This window comes from Actinomadura sp. BRA 177 (assembly GCF_013372625.1).
Taxonomy (GTDB): domain Bacteria; phylum Actinomycetota; class Actinomycetes; order Streptosporangiales; family Streptosporangiaceae; genus Spirillospora.
Genome location: NZ_JABXFD010000198.1, coordinates 1 through 13992 on the forward strand (window position 1 = coordinate 1; position 13992 = coordinate 13992).

The 13992-nt window shown below is 70.4% G+C and carries 15 protein-coding genes and 1 riboswitch; of the genes, 4 read left to right on the forward strand and 11 right to left on the reverse strand.

Annotated features, from left to right (window positions below; translation table 11 throughout):
• Nucleotides 1-77 precede the first annotated feature (77 nt).
• Both HUX53_RS06995 and HUX53_RS07000 read right to left on the reverse strand, forming a co-directional pair.
• Complete coding sequence (locus HUX53_RS06995; protein ID WP_176402343.1) at nucleotides 78-224, reverse strand: hypothetical protein; 147 nt, start codon at nucleotides 222-224, stop codon at nucleotides 78-80.
• 346 nt (nucleotides 225-570) lie between these two features.
• The gene (locus HUX53_RS07000) at nucleotides 571-894 is read right to left on the reverse strand and encodes a hypothetical protein (RefSeq protein ID WP_176402344.1); all 324 of its coding nucleotides are present in this window, start codon (nucleotides 892-894) and stop codon (nucleotides 571-573) included.
• Between the two features lie 356 nt (nucleotides 895-1250).
• Between HUX53_RS07000 and HUX53_RS07005 the strand changes: the two genes are divergently transcribed.
• Nucleotides 1251-2465 (forward strand): IS256 family transposase, encoded by a 1215-nt coding sequence (locus HUX53_RS07005; RefSeq protein ID WP_255205014.1) that lies wholly within the window; start codon nucleotides 1251-1253, stop codon nucleotides 2463-2465.
• A gap of 372 nt (nucleotides 2466-2837) precedes the next feature.
• Nucleotides 2838-2966, forward strand: a complete 129-nt coding sequence (locus HUX53_RS40800; RefSeq protein WP_255205013.1) for a hypothetical protein — start codon at nucleotides 2838-2840, stop codon at nucleotides 2964-2966.
• Nucleotides 2967-3166: 200 nt separating this feature from the next.
• On the opposite strand, the gene HUX53_RS07010 is transcribed toward HUX53_RS40800, so the two are convergent.
• The 4 genes from HUX53_RS07010 to HUX53_RS07025 form a co-directional block, all read right to left on the reverse strand.
• Nucleotides 3167-3643, reverse strand: a complete 477-nt coding sequence (locus HUX53_RS07010; protein WP_176402345.1) for a DinB family protein — start codon at nucleotides 3641-3643, stop codon at nucleotides 3167-3169.
• 136 nt (nucleotides 3644-3779) lie between these two features.
• Nucleotides 3780-4769 (reverse strand): malate dehydrogenase, encoded by a 990-nt coding sequence (locus HUX53_RS07015; RefSeq protein WP_176402346.1) that lies wholly within the window; start codon nucleotides 4767-4769, stop codon nucleotides 3780-3782.
• A gap of 239 nt (nucleotides 4770-5008) precedes the next feature.
• Complete coding sequence (locus tag HUX53_RS07020; protein ID WP_176402347.1) at nucleotides 5009-6226, reverse strand: NADP-dependent isocitrate dehydrogenase; 1218 nt, start codon at nucleotides 6224-6226, stop codon at nucleotides 5009-5011.
• Between the two features lie 200 nt (nucleotides 6227-6426).
• Nucleotides 6427-6879 (reverse strand): DUF3017 domain-containing protein, encoded by a 453-nt coding sequence (locus HUX53_RS07025; RefSeq protein ID WP_176402348.1) that lies wholly within the window; start codon nucleotides 6877-6879, stop codon nucleotides 6427-6429.
• Nucleotides 6880-7107: 228 nt separating this feature from the next.
• On the opposite strand from HUX53_RS07025, the gene HUX53_RS07030 reads away from it, so the two are divergent.
• On the forward strand, nucleotides 7108-7836 hold the full coding sequence (locus tag HUX53_RS07030; RefSeq protein ID WP_176402349.1) for an FHA domain-containing protein: 729 nt from the start codon (nucleotides 7108-7110) through the stop codon (nucleotides 7834-7836).
• 151 nt (nucleotides 7837-7987) lie between these two features.
• Here the strand turns inward: HUX53_RS07030 and HUX53_RS07035 are convergent, their stop codons facing one another.
• The 4 genes from HUX53_RS07035 to purN all read right to left on the reverse strand — a co-directional run bounded on the left by HUX53_RS07035 (nucleotide 7988) and on the right by purN (nucleotide 11551).
• On the reverse strand, nucleotides 7988-8833 hold the full coding sequence (locus HUX53_RS07035) for a bifunctional methylenetetrahydrofolate dehydrogenase/methenyltetrahydrofolate cyclohydrolase (protein ID WP_176402350.1): 846 nt from the start codon (nucleotides 8831-8833) through the stop codon (nucleotides 7988-7990).
• A 65-nt stretch (nucleotides 8834-8898) separates the two neighbouring features.
• Nucleotides 8899-8983, reverse strand: a riboswitch (ZMP/ZTP riboswitch).
• 19 nt (nucleotides 8984-9002) lie between these two features.
• Nucleotides 9003-9179, reverse strand: coding sequence for a hypothetical protein (locus HUX53_RS07040; protein ID WP_176402351.1), 177 nt, complete (start codon nucleotides 9177-9179; stop codon nucleotides 9003-9005).
• A gap of 151 nt (nucleotides 9180-9330) precedes the next feature.
• Nucleotides 9331-10896, reverse strand: a complete 1566-nt coding sequence (gene purH / locus HUX53_RS07045) for a bifunctional phosphoribosylaminoimidazolecarboxamide formyltransferase/IMP cyclohydrolase (protein ID WP_309237093.1) — start codon at nucleotides 10894-10896, stop codon at nucleotides 9331-9333.
• Nucleotides 10877-11551 (reverse strand): phosphoribosylglycinamide formyltransferase, encoded by a 675-nt coding sequence (gene purN / locus HUX53_RS07050; protein WP_176402353.1) that lies wholly within the window; start codon nucleotides 11549-11551, stop codon nucleotides 10877-10879. Before purN ends, purH begins: the two co-directional genes overlap by 20 nt.
• A 121-nt stretch (nucleotides 11552-11672) precedes the next feature.
• Between purN and HUX53_RS07055 the strand changes: the two genes are divergently transcribed.
• The gene (locus tag HUX53_RS07055; protein WP_176402354.1) at nucleotides 11673-12143 is read left to right on the forward strand and encodes a DUF4190 domain-containing protein; all 471 of its coding nucleotides are present in this window, start codon (nucleotides 11673-11675) and stop codon (nucleotides 12141-12143) included.
• Nucleotides 12144-12152: 9 nt separating this feature from the next.
• Here the strand turns inward: HUX53_RS07055 and HUX53_RS07060 are convergent, their stop codons facing one another.
• On the reverse strand, nucleotides 12153-13916 hold the full coding sequence (locus HUX53_RS07060; protein ID WP_309237094.1) for a DUF6350 family protein: 1764 nt from the start codon (nucleotides 13914-13916) through the stop codon (nucleotides 12153-12155).
• Nucleotides 13917-13992: the final 76 nt, after the last annotated feature.

Consider the following 13992-nt stretch of genomic DNA (forward strand, 5'->3'; position numbering starts at 1 on the left):
TCACGCGACATCTCCTCCAGGCCGGACACACCAAGATCACATCACAGCCCACCATCGATGATCAAAGCAACGGACCGTCACCCGAAGCAGCCGCCCATCACACTGCGCGTCTGACGTGAATGCTTACCGCACTGAGTGAAGGCCAGCAAGTGCGTGCCAGTGGCGGTGACGGCGGCGCTGACCGTGCCCGCGACCTCGTCGAGCCGCCCGGCGAGCATCCCCATCAACGCGAGTGAGTCCAGTAGTTCCCTGAAGTCCGGCCCCGGGCCGAGGGCCACCGATCCGGTGGACGTACGGGAGTGGGTGTGCGCGAGAAGCAGTTGGCACTGCTCGTCCGGGACACTGGCAGCGGAATCCCAGCGGCCGATCGTACGCCGGATGCTACTCAGTTGCGCCGCGCACCGGCCTTGCGCGGCCCGTCCATTCCACAAGTACACCCACCGCAGCTTAGACCGGCATTACCCAAGCGCGGTTTGTCATGGTTTGCCGCATAGTCGAGTGTGGACCAGGTACCGCTGGCATTCGTCCCCGCCGCGGGAAACCGATGAGAAAACCACTGCGGTCGATTATTCAGCGGTTGCGGGCGAAGTAACCCGTCGTCTCGAGCGGCCCACCAAGTTCGACCAGCCCGGCAAGGCGGCCTGATTCCCGGATGGTCGCGATCGCATCACGGGCGTCGGCCGGCTGATCGGCGAGCTTGGCCGGGACGGCGACCATGAGTTCCGTTTCGGTCTCATCGGCCAGCCAGACCAGGGCAAGTGACTCGACGCCGGACGCCCCACCGAGGTGGAAGCGGACGTCGGGCAGCTCAAACTGGACGAGATATTCCTCGAATATCGCGTGATAGTCGGCGATGGCGCGGTGCGCCGTCGAGCGCGTGCCGGTGATCGTCACGGCCTGCAGCCACGAGCCCAGTTCACTCGATTACATGGAAGGACTCACCAGCTTGCCATTCTTCTCCGAGTATGCGGGCCACCAACAAAGACGGTGCAGCCTTCCGTCCCAAAAAAACAGAGAAGAGCGGCCCCGGACGGCGCTGCAACGCCGCTCCCCGGGCTTTAGCGGGTCTATACGATCAACGGTGTAACTCCGGAGACGTGAGGGACTGATGTTCCTCTCGGAAGGAGACACCCCCGATGAGTGAGACGAGGATCGACGTGGCCGCCGAGGTGGTCGAGCCGGAGACGGTGCCCGAGGCCGGGACCGAGGCGACCGGCGGGGCGGCCGAGGTCAGCACGCTGGATGTGCAGATGCTGCGGCGGCTGGCCGACCAGGCCCGCGACCAGGGCCTGGAGTTGACCGGTGAGGGCGGGCTGCTGCAGCAGCTGACCAAGGTGTTCCTGGAGTCGGCGCTGGAGGGCGAGATGGACGCCCACCTGGGCTATGCCAAGCACGACGCGGCCGGCGACAACTCGGGCAACTCCCGTAATGGCCGTCGGGCCAAGACAGTGGTCACCGAGGTCGGGCCCGTGGAGATCTCGGTGCCCCGCGACCGGGACGCCTCGTTCGAGCCGCAGCTGGTCCGGAAGCGTCAACGTCGTCTGTCGGGCGTGGATGAGATGGTGCTGTCGCTGAGCGCGAAGGGCCTCACCCACGGCGAGATCAGCGCACATCTGGCCGAGGTCTACGGCGCGAACGTGTCCAAGACGACAATCACCGCCATCACCGACCGGGTGATGGACGGCATGACCGAGTGGCAGAACCGGCCACTGGACCCCGTCTACCCCGTGATCTTCATCGACGCGATCAACGTCAAGATCCGCGACGGGCACGTCGCCAACCGTCCCATCTACGTCGCCCTGGCCGTCACGGTCGACGGCAAGCGCGACATCCTGGGGCTATGGGCCGGCGACGGCGGCGAGGGCGCCAAGTACTGGCTGCAGGTCCTCACCGAGATCCGCAACCGCGGTGTCGAGGACGTGTGCATGGTCGTCTGCGACGGTCTCAAGGGACTGCCCGAGGCGATCGAGACCGTCTGGCCGCAGGCCCTCACCCAGACGTGCATCATCCACCTGCTGCGCAACACCTTCAAATACGCCGCCCGCCAGCACTGGGACGCGGTCGCCAAGGCACTCAAGCCCGTCTACACCGCACCCACCGCCGAGGCCGCCGAAGACCGGTTCCTGGAGTTCGCCGAGACCTGGGGCGAACGCTATCCGGCGATCGTGCGGCTGTGGGAGAACTCCTGGGCCGAGTTCGTTCCGTTCCTGCAGTTCGACGCCGAAATCAGGCGAGTCGTGTGCTCCACGAACGCGATCGAAAGCGTCAACGCCCGCATCCGCAGGGCCGTCCGCGCCCGCGGCCACTTCCCCAACGAGCAGGCCGCCCTCAAGTGCATCTACCTCGCGGTGATGAGCCTGGACCCCACCGGCAAGGGCCAGAAACGCTGGATCAGCCGATGGAAGCCCGCACTCAACGCCTTCGAGATCGCCTTCGAAGGCCGCCTGTCCGCCGCCCGCAAGTAGAACCATCAAGATCGAGTTACACCGTTATCTTGACGGACCCGCTTTAGCCCGACGATGGAGGTCGGACTCATGGGAGATGTTACGGGCGAGCCGCTGGAGGCGTTGGCGATGCAGCTCACGCGGCGAGGGTGCCGGACGGAGGTGTACGGGGGACGGTGATCGTTGCGCTGGGGCGCGGGGTGAGCGGGTAATCGCGTGCGATGGACGGCAGTTTCGGTGGGGTGGTGAGCGCGGGCACGTGCTCGGCGACGTCGGGGCCGTGTCGGTGGCGGCGGAGCGGGCGGTGCTCGTGCTGAGGCAGATCGCGCGGTGGTCGTGATGGATGGCGGCGTGAGGGCGCTGAATGTGGCGTCTTCGGCGGCTGCGGGCGAGGTGCGTTCGGAGGTTAAGCTCCGGCTTGCCGAGTTGGGGCTGTCCGGGATCAGCGACGATGTGGTGCTGATCATCAGCGAGCTGGTCACCAACGCGACGCAGTACGGGTCGGGGCGGGAGATCCCCTGAAGGGCCGTGGGCTGCATGCGACTGGGAGCCCGGCTGCAAGGTCACTCAGTATGGCGAGCGCCGGCTTTGGGACGAGTTGGAGGACGCGTTCGAGTGGTGGGTTCGGCATGGTGGGCCCGGGGTCGAGCGGTTCGGGCTAACGGTCGCGCCTGAGGGCGACAGGGTGTGGCTGGACGAGCCGGCTCGCCGGATCTGAGGGGTCAGCGGCCGGTTGTGCTGTCTATTAGTTCGCGGAGGATGTCGGCGTGGCCCGCGTGGCGGCCGGTTTCCTCGATCATGTGGGTGAGCGCCCAGCGGACGCTGGGGGCGGGACGGCCCGGGATCGGGGCGGCTAGGTCGGTGCATGCGTCGAGCACCTTGTTCGCGCGTTCGACCGTCTTCCGGTAGTGGGCGACGATCTCGGCCACGCTGTCGTTTGGTGACGCCTTGAATGTCGCCTGCCAGGTGGTGACGTCCTCCCCTAGGAACAGGGATCGTTCGACGGACGTCAGGTGGTTGAGCAGGCCGAGCAGGTTCGTGCCGGACGGCACCATGGCCGTTCGCACCTGCGGTTCGGAGGCGCCGTCGACCTTTGCGGCGATCGAGGTGCGGAGGTAGTCGAGGAAGCCGCGCAGGACCTCGGCCTCGCTGTTTCCCGTCCGGGGCGGCGGGGTGTCGGTACGGCGCTTTGCGGGCATCGTGTCTTCCTCTCGGCGGACGAGCATCGCCCTCCAGCCTTGCCAGGAAGGCGTCACGAGGCACGCGGTCGTGCGGTTTCGGCAAACGCGGACGAGCCCCGGGCCTGGACGGTCCGGGGCTCGTTCGCGGGTGGGGTCAGATGAGGCCGAGCTTGCGGACGGCGTCGCGCTCCTCCGACAGCTCGTTCACCGAGGCGTCGATGCGGGTGCGGGAGAAGTCGTTGATGTCCAGGCCCTGGACGATCTCCCACTTGCCGTCCTTCGTGGTGACCGGGAAGGACGAGATGAGGTCCTCAGGGACGCCGTAGGAGCCGTCCGACACGACCGCCATGGACGTCCAGGTGCCGTCGGCGGTGCCGTTCACCCAGGTGTGGACGTGGTCGATGGCGGCGGACGCGGCCGACGCGGCGGAGGAGGCGCCGCGCGCCTCGATGATCGCGGCGCCGCGCTTGGCGACGGTCGGGATGAAGTCGTTCTCCAGCCAGGCCTGGTCGTTGACCGTCTCGGCGGCGTTCTTGCCGGCGATCTCGGCGTGGAAGATGTCCGGGTACTGGGTCGCGGAGTGGTTGCCCCAGATCGTCATCTTCTTGATGTCGGCGACGGAGACGCCCGCCTTCTTGGAGAGCTGGGCGAGGGCGCGGTTGTGGTCCAGGCGCGTCATCGCGGTGAAGCGGTCGGCCGGGACGTCCGGGGCGTGCTGCTGCGCGATCAGGGCGTTGGTGTTGGCCGGGTTGCCGACCACCAGGACCTTGACGTCGTCGGCCGCGCCCGCGTTGATGGCCTCGCCCTGCGGCTTGAAGATGCCGCCGTTGGCCTCCAGCAGGTCGCCGCGCTCCATGCCCTTCGTGCGCGGGCGGGCGCCGACGAGCAGCGCGACGTTCGTCCCCGCGAAAGCCTTCGTGGCGTCGTCGAAGATGTCGATGCCGGACAGCAGCGGGAACGCGCAGTCGTCCAGCTCCATCGCGGTGCCCTCGGCGGCCTTCACCGCCTGCGGGATCTCCAGCAGGCGCAGGCGTACGGGTACGTCCGCGCCGAGGAGGTGCCCGGACGCGATGCGGAACAGCAGCGCGTAGCCGATCTGGCCTGCGGCGCCGGTAACGGTAACGGTGACTGGGGTGCGAGTCATGCGTCCTTCTCCTGCTGTGACCTGACGGGGCTCAGGCGGCCATCCTTCGTCGAACCCGACCGCCGAAGAGCCGCGCCGCCGCGGTTTCTCTCGCCGTCGAGATACTTCCGACGTCAGGCTATCGCGCGCCCCCTACCCGCCGCCGCCCAGGTGCACCCACCGGCATGGCGCCCAGTCCCCGAGCACGCGAAAGGCCGCCCCGGATCGCTCCGGGACGGCCTCGGCGGAAGTCTCGGCGGTCAGCCGTTGATCTTCTTCTGGAGGTTGGTGTCGAGCGCTGCCAGGAATTCCTGCGTAGTCAAGAAGGGGGTGTCCTTACCGACGAGCAGCGCCAGGTCCTTGGTCATCTGGCCGTGTTCGACCGTCTCGACGCAGACCTGCTCCAGCTTGCGGGCGAAGTCGATGACCTCGGGCTGGTTGTCGAGCTTGCCGCGGTGCTCAAGGCCGCGTGTCCAGGCGAAGATGGACGCGATCGGGTTGGTCGACGTCGGCTTGCCCTGCTGGTGCTGCCGGTAGTGCCGGGTCACCGTGCCGTGCGCGGCCTCGGCCTCGACGGTCTTGCCGTCCGGCGTCATGAGGACGGACGTCATCAGGCCCAGGGAGCCGTAACCCTGCGCGAGGGTGTCGGACTGGACGTCGCCGTCGTAGTTCTTGGCGGCCCAGACGAACCCGCCCTCCCACTTCAGCGCCGCCGCGACCATGTCGTCGATGAGGCGGTGCTCGTACTCCAGGCCCTTGGCCTCGAAGTCGGACTTGAACTCGGTCTCGTAGATCTCCTGGAAGAGGTCCTTGAACCGGCCGTCGTAGGCCTTGAGGATCGTGTTCTTCGTCGACAGGTACAGCGGCATCTCGCGGCTCAGCGCGTACCGCATGCTCGTCCGGGCGAAGTCGCGGATGGAGTCGTCGTAGTTGTACATCCCCATGGCGACGCCGCCGCCGGGGAAGTCCGCGACTTCCATCTCCATCGGCTCGGAGCCGTCCTGCGGCGTGTAGGTGATCGTCACCTTGCCGGGGCCGGGGACGACGAAGTCGGTGGCCTTGTACTGGTCGCCGTGGGCGTGCCGGCCGATGATGATCGGCTTCGTCCAGCCGGGGACCAGGCGGGGGATGTTGGACGTGACGATCGGCTCGCGGAAGATCACGCCGCCCAGGATGTTGCGGATCGTCCCGTTCGGGGACCGCCACATCTTCTTCAGGCCGAACTCTTCGACGCGCGCCTCGTCGGGGGTGATGGTCGCGCACTTGACGCCGACGCCGTGCTCCTGGATGGCCTTGGCGGCGTCGACGGTGACCTGGTCGTCCGTGGCGTCACGGTGCTCGATCCCCAGGTCGTAGTACTTCAGGTCCACATCGAGGTAGGGCAGGATCAGCTGGTCCTTGATGAATTTCCAGATGATCCGCGTCATTTCGTCGCCGTCGAGTTCGACGACCGGGCCCGCTACTTTGATCTTGGGCATGCTGTTGCTGTCCCTTTCCTACACCTGGCCAGCGGTGAGGTCCCTCCGGCCGCGGCGGGTATGGGCGGTGTCGGGGCCGCCGGGATCGCCGGGCGAAGGGAACCTCAAGTCCTTGTAAGGCTCAACTGGCAAGGCTAGCCGAGCCGGTCACGCGGTCTAGACCTGGCCCGGCCCGGAACGGCTCTACCTGGGACGACGTGCTAGCCCGGCGGCCCGTTCCCGGGCGGTTCGGCCCCGGCGGAGCGGCGTCCCTTGATCAGCAGCCGGATCCCGCGGGCGACCGCGGTGAGCGCGATCAGCACACCGAACGCGCCCGCGAGGACGAGGCCGGTCTTGTTCATCGGCGGGACGCTCAGCGACACGAACGCGACCATCTCGCCCGTGATCACGAGCGTCCAGCAGTCGACGGACCGGCTGCGGACGGCGAGCGGGCCGAGCTGCGACTCCGGCAGCAGCAGCCGGGCGAGCGCGCCGATCAGCAGCGCGGCGCAGATCAGGCCGGAGCCCTTGCGGAAGTAGTTGAAGGCGGCCAGCGTCAGGCCGGCGCCGACCCCGCTGAGCACGAGCAGATACGGCAGCTGCGCCAGCCAGTGCGGCGCGGCGCCCCTGCGGCGCGGCGCCTTCCGCCTGCGCCGGTGCACCTGAGTGCTCATGGTCCTCACGGTATCGCCGATCGCGGCGGGGGACGACATCGCCGCGATGGAACGGTCCGGCTTGTCGCGCATCGCCGGGAAAAGGGGTGTGACAGACGGTGCCCGGGTGATGCCCGAGAGGCCGGAATCCCTTGCACCATCGGTGCTACTCGCCAGTAGGAGGGTGTGACGGCACGGCGCCCGGGTAACCCGGCAGACAGGGGTCGCTAACTAGCTGGGAGGACTGCCGTGGAGGGGCCGTTCATGCGGATCGAGGACAGCGGGCTGGTGATGCCGCTGCGCCCCGACGTTACGACGGTCGGGAGAGGGAGAGGAGTCGACGTACGCCTCGACGACCCGAGTGTGTCCCGTTTGCACGCAGAAATCGTCCGACGCGGTCCGTACGTCTACGTGGTGGACATGGGCCTGTCCCGCAATGGGACCCGAGTCAACGGCAGGCCGATCGCCCGCCGCGTCCTGGAGGACGGTGACGTCGTCAGCTTCGGCACGGCGCGCTGCCGGTTGGGGGGCATCCCCCGTGAGGAGGTCGACCCGGACGTCGAACTGCGGCGCGCCGTCGCGCCCGAGCTCACCCGCCGCGAGGTCGACGTGCTGACCTCGCTGTGCAGGCCCGCCCTGTCCGACGAGGCGTTCGTGGCCCCCGCCACGGCGCGCGACATCGCCGGCGAGCTGGTCGTCACGGAGGCGGCCGTCAAGCAGCACCTGCTGCGCCTCTACCAGAAGTTCCGCATCCCCGAGGGCGCCAACCGGCGCACCCGGCTCGCCAACGAGGTCATCGCGATGGGCCTCGTCCGTCCGCTGCCGCCGGTGCACGTCCCGCACCAGGGCCGTCCGCCGATGGACGGCCGGGTCCCCGGGGTCCGGGGCACGGCGGAGACGCGCAGGCCGGGCAGCCCCGGCCACGCCCACGGGCCGGGCCGTCCGGCCCCTAGCGCCGCCGGACGGAGGGCCAGCTGATGTGAACCTGCGGTCGCCCTCCCGGCAGCGCGTGCACGAGGGCGATCGCTGAACCTCCCGGACAGGGCGGCGCAGGTGACGGCGCGGCCCGGCCAGGAGCAACGTGTGCGGGGCCGCCATCTCGGTGCTGAGTGGCGGCCCCGGCCGCGTGTCAGCGGTTCTCGGCCGCTTCGACGACGTTCGCCAGCAGCATGGCGCGGGTCATCGGGCCGACGCCGCCGGGGTTGGGCGCGACCCACCCGGCGACCTCGCGGACGTCGGCGGCGACGTCGCCGGCGGGCTTGCCGTCCACCCGGGAGACGCCCACGTCGAGGACGGCGGCGCCCGGCTTCACCATGTCGGCGGTGATGAGCCCGGGGACGCCGGCGGCGGCCACGATGATGTCGGCGGCGCGGGTGTGCGCGGCCAGGTCGCGGGTCGCGGTGTGGCAGAGCGTGACGGTCGCGTTCTCGCTGCGCCGGGTCAGCAGCAGGCCGAGCGAGCGCCCGACCGTGATGCCGCGGCCGACGACGGTGACCTCGGCGCCCTTGATCGGGACGTCGAAGCGGCGCAGCAGTTCGACGATGCCCTTCGGAGTGCAGGGCAGCGGGCCCGGCTGCATGAGGACGAGCCGCCCAAGGTTCGTCGGGTGCAGGCCGTCGGCGTCCTTCAGCGGGTCGATGCGCTCCAGCACGCGCTGCTCGTCCAGGCCCTTCGGCAGCGGCAGCTGGACGATGTAGCCGGTGCACGCGGGGTCGGCGTTCAGCTCGGCGACGGCCCGCTCCACGTCGTCCTGCGAGGCGGTGGCGGGCAGGTCGCGGCGGATGCTCTCGATGCCGACCTCGGCGCAGTCGCGGTGCTTCATGTTGACGTAGGAGTGGCTGCCCGGGTCGTCGCCGACCAGCACGGTGCCGAGCCCGACGGTCACGCCGCGCTCGCGGAGCGCCTCGACGCGGCCCTTGAGGTTCGAGCGGATCTCGGCGGCCGTGGCCTTGCCGTCCAGAATCTGTGCCGTCATGCGTTCCTCCGCGTGGATCTCGCCGGTTCGCGCACGGCCGCGCAGGACCGAGCCCGGCTCGAGGTCCCGTCCACCCAGGCGCGCGGTGTCCGGACTGTCGTTCGCTCCCCGGTGGTGATCCACCTTGCCGCGCCAGTCGCGTGAAAACCCATGGTAACGGCGGGGCGGGTCAGTCCTCGGAGCGCTGCCGCCGGGCGAGGATGCGGTCGGTGCCGTGCCAGCCGAGCTGCGCGGCCAGGACGGCGGCGAGGAAGGCCGCGACCAGCCCGATCACCTGCCGGGAGTCCATCAGCAGGGAGTCGACCAGGTAGACCGATCTCAGGGCGAGGGCCAGTAGCACGTCCATTTCGCGCCTCCATCACGGAACGCCCGCGCCGGGGTCAAGGGAGGGTCATGAGGGCGCGGTCCGGGCCGAGGCTACCCGCAGGGAAAAGTAAAGGGATCCAGAGGTAAACCCGGTGTGGCGGTGTTACGCGCCACACCGGGTTCGCCGCCGGTCAGTGGTAGAAGTGCCGGACGCCGGTGAAGTACAGGGCGATTCCGGCCTTCTGCGCCGCCTCGATGACCTTGTCGTCGTTGACGGAGCCGCCGGGCTCGACGATCGCCTTCACGCCCGCCTCGGTCAGCACTTCAAGGCCGTCCGGGAAGGGGAAGAACGCGTCGGAGGCGCCCACGGCGGACGCGGTGCGCTCGGCGCCGGCCCGCGCGACCGCGAGCTTGGCCGAGTCGACCCGGTTGACCTGGCCCATGCCGACGCCCACGGTCGCGCCGTCGGCGGCCAGCAGGATCGCGTTCGACTTGACCGAGCGGATCGCCCGCCACGCGAACGCCAGGTCGCGGAGGGTGGCCTCGTCCACGGCCTCGCCGGTCTTCAGCTCCCAGGTGGTCGGGTCGTCGCCGGACGCGTTCACTTGGTCGACGCCCTGCAGCAGGACGCCGCCGTCGATGCGCCGGTACTCGGTCGCGCCGGCCGGGGCGTCCGGGCAGACCAGCAGCCGGACGTTCTTGAACCGGTTCTTCAGGACGGTGACGGCCTCGTCGTCGAAGGACGGGGCGATGACCACCTCGGCGAAGCTCTCGGTGACCTGCCGCGCCATGTCGGCGGTGACCGGACGGTTCGCCGCGATCACGCCGCCGTAGGCGGAGACGGGGTCGCAGGCGTGCGCCTTGCGGTGCGCCTCGGCGATGTCGGCGCCGACCGCGATGCCGCACGGGTTGGCGTGCTTGATGATCGCGACGCAGGGCTCGGTGAAGTCGTAGGCGGCGCGGCGGGCGGCGTCGGTGTCCACGTAGTTGTTGTAGGACATCTCCTTGCCGTACAGCTGCTCGGCGCCGGCCAGACCGGTCTCGCCGGGCGAGCGGTACAGGGCGGCGCGCTGGTGCGGGTTCTCGCCGTACCGGAGGGTGTTCGACCGCTCCCAGGTGGCGCCGAGGAAATCGGGCCACTGCGTCTCGGCGGCGGTCTCGTCGGGGGCGTAGCCGCTCGCGAACCAGGAGGCCACGGCCACGTCGTAGGACGCGGTGTGCGCGAACGCCTGCGCGGCGAGGCGGCGCCGCTCCTCCAGCGTGAAACCGCCGGCCGTCACGGCGTCCAGGACCGTCCCGTAGGCGGACGGGTCGACGACGACGGAGACGCTCGCGTGGTTCTTCGCGGCGGCGCGCACCATCGTGGGGCCGCCGATGTCGATCTGCTCGACGCACTCGTCCGGCTTGGCGCCCGAGTCGACCGTGTCCGCGAACGGGTACAGGTTCGCGACGACCAGGTCGAACGGCTCGACGGCGAGGTCTTCGAGCTGCTGGAGGTGGTCCTCTTTGCGGCGGTCGGCGAGCAGGCCCGCGTGCACCCTGGGGTGCAGGGTCTTGACCCGTCCGTCCAGGCACTCGGGGAAGCCGGTGAGCTTCTCCACCTTCATCACCGGAACGCCGGCGGCGGAGATCCGGCCCGCCGTGGACCCGGTCGAGACGATCTCCACTCCCGCCTCGTGCAGGCCGCGGGCCAGCTCCTCCAGCCCGGTCTTGTCGTACACGCTGATCAGCGCGCGCTTAATCGCCACCCGACTCACCGGCCGAGCTCCCCTCATGGTCGTCGGAAGATTCACCACAGGTCCTGCACTTCATCGAGACCCGCCTGCCGCGCGTGGTCCAGCCGTCGCGGGCCAGCCGTCCGACGACGTCGACGAGGAGCCGGCGCTCCACCTGCTTGATCCGCTCGTGCAGGGAGTCTTCGTCGTCATGCCAGCCCACGGGGACGGTCTCCTGGGCGATGACGGGTCCGGTGTCCACGCCTTCGTCGACGAAGTGAACGGTACAGCCCGTGACCTTCACGCCGTACGCCAGGGCGTCCCGGACGGCGTGGGCGCCGGGGAACGAGGGCAGCAGCGCCGGATGGGTGTTGACCGTCCGGCCGCCGAACCGCGCCAGGAAGCGCGGGCCGAGGATCTTCATGAAGCCGGCGGAGACGACGAGGTCGGGTTCGTGCGCCGCGATGGCCTCGGTCAGCGCCGCGTCCCAGCCGTCCCGGGACGGGAAATCCGGGATACAGACCGTAAAAGTGGGCAAACCCACACGCTTCGCCCGCTCGGTTCCCCCGATATCGGGGCGGTCCGCGCCCACGGCCACGACGTTCGCCCCGTAGGCTGGATCCGCGCACGCGTCGAGCAGCGCTTGTAGGTTGGTCCCCGCGCCGGAGACGAGGACGACGAGCCGGGCGGACACCATGACTCCCCGGTGGACGTTGCTGGGACAGCACGCAGCCTATCGGGCGGGCTCGGCGCCGCTCCACGGCAGATACCGCACATCCACCACCGCACCATCCACCACCGGCCAGGAGGAAACGAACGTGAGCGAGCAGCAGGGCCGCGAGGTCCGTCCCGATGACCGCCCCGACGGGCGGCCGGCGGGAGAGCCGCCCGCGGGACCGTCCGAGGCGCGGCAGACCGGCGTGCGGGCCCTGTGGCTCGGCGGCATCGCGCTGGTGACCTCCCTGTTCTTCTACCCGCTGGGCCTCGTGCTGGGCATCGCCTCGCTCGTCGTCGGGATCAAGGCCCGGCGGCAGGTGCGCGGCACCTCCGACGCCGTGCCCGGCGCCGTCCCCGGCATGGTCATGGGCGCGATCGGCCTGGCGATGTCGGTGGTGATGGTCGGCATGGCCGTCTTCCTGCGCACCGAGTTCAGCGGCTACTGGGACTGCGTCAACGCGTCCAACACCCACATCGACCAGCAGGCGTGCCGCGACGAGTTCTACCCGAAGATCGAGGACAAGCTCGACCTGCCCCCCGGCTGGATGGACAAGTACGGCCACCTGCTCTAGGCGCCCGCTCTAGTCGTCGCGGTCGGGCTCTTCGCGGAGGACGTAGATGGCGCCGCCGCGGTTCTCGGTGCGGTTCGGGTCCGCGCGGGGCGGCGGGACGGGGCGGGCCGGTTCCTCGGGCTCGGGCTCTGGGTCGTCCACGATGTGGCCTTCGACGACGATCGTGCCGTCACTCGGCAGCGGCGGTGGTGGCGCTGGTTTCGGCTCGGGACGTTCTTCGGCGAGGTCGGGCAGCGGATCGCTCCGGCGGCGGGGGCGGCGCGGAGCGAGGACGGGCTCGGCCTCCTCGAACTGCACCGGATCCGGTGCGTGCGGGGCCTTGGGCGCCTTCGCCGCGGGCAGGTCGTAGTCGCCGGGGATGGGGGCCGACAGCGGCACCGTCGCGGGCTTCGGCTGGACGCGCTTCTTCGCCGCCTTCTTCGGCGCCTTCTTGGGCTTGCTCTTCTTGGTGGCCTCGCGCGCCGGGCGGCGCAGCACCATCCAGTTCGCCACCCACGCCGCGATCGCCGCCGAGATGCCCACCTCAAGGGCCGCCAGCAGCCCCACCTGCCAGGCGGACGGGCCCACGGTCGCCATCCGTCCACCGCCCAAGGGGCCGCCGGACAGCGCGCTGAGCAGGGCCGCGACCGCGCCCGTCAGCGCGCCCGACACGAAGCCCCACAGCGGCGCGCCCTCCGCCACCGGGCTCGGCAGCGACCTGATCGTGAGGACGCCGCCGACCGCGCCCGCGGCGAACGGCGCGGCCAGCGCGATCAGCGACAGCGCGGGCGCCGGGCCGGGCTGCGGCAGCGCGGCGAGCGGCGGGAAAGCAGGCACGATGTCCAGGAACACGCCGGTCGGGGAGACGCTCGTCCCGGCGCCGACCGAGAAGCCCGGCCCGACCGCGTACGCCATGCCCCAGATCACCGCGTTCGGCAGGAACGCCAGTTCGACGAGCAGGAGCAGCACGCCGCCGACGACACCGGGGGCGAGCATGCCGTACAGGTCGTCGGCGGCCGCCATGTTCATCGCGAGCGCGACGGCCACGAGCACCGCGCCGGACGCGAGGAGCACGCCGAGCGCGCCCGCCACGCCGATCACCAGCGAACGGGGCCGTTCCGGCAGCAGCCGCAGCAGCGCGCCCAGCCCGGACCGGACCCGCCGTCCCTTCGCCTCGGCCGCGACCTGCGCGGCGACCACCGCCCGCGCGGCGCCGAGGCCGCCCGCGATGACGGCGACGAGGAAGCACCCGACGAGCGCCTGCCACGCCGACGGCCGCACCTCCTTGGACGAGGCCGCGAGCGCGAGCAGCGCGGCCAGCCCCGCGTAGGGCGCGGCCTGCGCGACCGCCACGTGCACGACCGCGATGCGGGGACGCTGCCGCAGCCCCGCGACCCGGATCATCCAGCCGCCGCCCCGGTACAGCAGCACGCCGGGCAGGACGATGACGCCGAGCGGCAGCAGCCCGACCCGTCCCTGCCCGTAGGAGAAGCCCGCGTGGTGGGCCACGAGCCAGAAGTTCACGGCCGTCCGGAACACCCCGGACAGGCCGTGGCCCATCGCGGTCTTCGGCGCCGCGATCCACCCGATGAGCGTGATCGTGGTGAGGACGGCGAGCCCGATCCCGACGCACCACAGCGCCGCGACCAGCCCCGTCACGTACAGCGGCCGCGCGACCTGTGCGGGCGGACGCCCCCTGGCCGCCTCGGCTCGCGGCCGTCCCGCCTCACCCTTCGCCGGGGCGGGTCTGGACGGCTCCCGCTTCGCACGCTGCCCGGGCGTCCTGTCGCTCACCGCTCCATGCTGGCACCACCCCCGCCCCCGGAAGGCTCGCCCGCCCGGCGTGTCGCCTTTGTCGTCCCCCCACACC